The organism is Planktothrix tepida PCC 9214 (assembly GCF_900009145.1).
In the GTDB taxonomy this organism is placed as follows: domain Bacteria; phylum Cyanobacteriota; class Cyanobacteriia; order Cyanobacteriales; family Microcoleaceae; genus Planktothrix; species Planktothrix tepida.
This window is the reverse complement of record NZ_LN889816.1, coordinates 1-2,125: the sequence shown is the minus strand read 5'-3', so window position 1 is coordinate 2,125 and position 2,125 is coordinate 1. Positions and strand designations below refer to the sequence as shown.

Genomic DNA, 2,125 nt, shown 5'->3' with positions numbered 1-2,125 from the left:
CCCTCTTCTGTCAGTCTCCGAGGAGTAAAATTAGAAAATAAACCAGATGGGTAGCTAGAAGGGGGATAGGGTAATGGATGTAGAATTACAGATGATCAAACATTTAGCCCGAGATGCACAACCAACAGTTTCAGTGATTGATGAATATTGTCAAGGTTATAAAGACCTATTCCCAGAAGTGAGAAGTTACGAATGTTTTAAATACTTACATCTAGGAATTATCTCACCAATTCCGAGAAAATCTTTACCGGAAATTGCTAAAATAGTAGGAATTAGGTCGCCACAATCACTGCATCATTTCTTAGCCAATTCGCCTTGGTCAGCAAGGGAATTAAAGGAAAGAAGATTAGCCCGAACTCTAAAAGCATTGAAAGGAGAGAAGATTATAGTAATAATTGATGAGACAGGAGATAGGAGAAAGGGAAAAAAAACCGACTATATAGCTAGACAATACTTGGGAAGTGTGGGCAAAACAGATCGGGGAATAGTATCAGTTAATGCTTACGGTGTTTATAAAAATATAACCTTTCCTTTAGTGTTTAGAGTATTTAAACCCAAAGGAACATTAAAAGAAGGAGATGTCTACAAAACTAAGATTGAAATCGCATCAGAAATTCTAACAGAATTGGTTGATTGGGGATTTCAGATTGAATTGGTATTAGCAGATAGCCTTTATGGTGAAAGTAGTTCGTTTATCAGTACATTAGATCAATTTCAAATTCCTTGGGTACTAGCAATAAGAAGTAATCATGGAGTCTGGATGTCAAGCGAGCAGAAAGTTAGAGCCAACAAATGGTGTAAATTTGAGAGGATTTTTAGCAATCAAGAATCAGAAACCAGATATATTAGAGAAATCATATTTGGGAAAAGAAGTACAAGAACCTATTGGGAAATTACCACAGATCCAGAAACGATGCCAGAAACATCAACTTCGTTTGTCATGACAAATTTAACAGAGAAGAGAAGCCAGATGAAAAAGACATTAGGTAATTTATACGGGTTAAGAACATGGGTGGAATATGGATTTCGACAATGTAAACAAGAACTGGGTTGGACTGATTATCGGTTGACGGATTTTCCCGATATAGAAAAATGGTGGGAAATCATTTTCTGTGTGTATTTAATGATTAGTTTCAACTCCGAAGTTTTCCGGTCTTTAAGTCAAGGCAGTCCCCGAGAATCTGAGAGCAAAAAAAACACCACCGATTGCTCAACTCATCAACAATGGAATCACAAAGAGGGATGGAAAAATGTTTTAAATAATCTGCGTTTAATAATTCAGCCTACTATTATATTGTGGTTGATTGTCCCGTGGCTAGATATTTTTCCCGACCGCCATTTATTAGTGGGTTTTCATAAATTAATTGAGAATATTAATCAATTTCAATCTTATTTTCCCAATGGATAACTCTACTTTTTATTACTTGTTGATTTCGGAGAGTGACAGAAGAGGGTTAGGACGGGGGCACTGTTGTTGTATTCTCCTGTCGCTCCAAAAAAGTTCAACCAAGTATCTGCACCTGTGCCACTGGTTCGGGTTATGGTGATGCTTTGCAGGATTTTCGTTGTATCGGGTGTTAACCCTAAACCAAAGATGTTTCCACCATTAAAATCCCAGTAACTTGAGCCGGTTGTATCGTTACTTAAGTCTAATCCATTAATCAGATAGTAACTAGAAGCTGACTCGGTAATTGAAGTGGCAATATCTTCAATTGTAGCGGTACTGGTGCTGTTGCTGCCATCGCTATAGTTAAATTTTATATCTATTGTCCCGCTACCATGTGTCCCGGTGGCAAACAGGTGAATTTTTTGGTAGGGACTAGCCGTGACGTTAAAGGTAAAGGATGAGTTGTTGGTGGTGAGGATTTTGGCATTGTTGCCGTCATTGCTGTTATTGTAGCCGAGTTGAATGTTGGGATGGTAGCTGTTGGCTGCAAACAAGCCGTTGTCGGGTAAACCATTGCCATTAGCACCTGCTTTAAAGGTGGCAAAAGACTGAGTGACTAGGGCGTATGTCGGTGAACCGAAGGGATTTTGGCTGGTGTCTGTGATGCTGTTATTGTAGTTAATAATGACATCATCGCTGAAGATTGAGCTAACATCGAAGTCTTTGATTGCTAATACT

Annotated in this window: 2 protein-coding genes; one reads left to right on the top strand and one right to left on the bottom strand. The window is 38.5% G+C overall.

The window, feature by feature from the left end:
* The first annotated feature begins 73 nt into the window (after positions 1 to 73).
* Complete coding sequence (locus PL9214_RS28215) at positions 74 to 1,408, top strand: IS701 family transposase (protein WP_072718077.1); 1,335 nt, start codon at positions 74 to 76, stop codon at positions 1,406 to 1,408.
* Between the two features lie 2 nt (positions 1,409 to 1,410).
* On the opposite strand, the gene PL9214_RS31690 is transcribed toward PL9214_RS28215, so the two are convergent.
* A partial coding sequence (locus PL9214_RS31690; protein WP_186440489.1) for a hypothetical protein occupies positions 1,411 to 2,125 on the bottom strand: 715 nt, incomplete at its 5' end.

Excerpts from the sequence above, each read along its gene's own strand:
- PL9214_RS28215 (WP_072718077.1), top strand. The coding sequence starts at position 74 with ATGGATGTAGAATTACAGATGATCAAACATTTAGCCCGAGATGCACAA.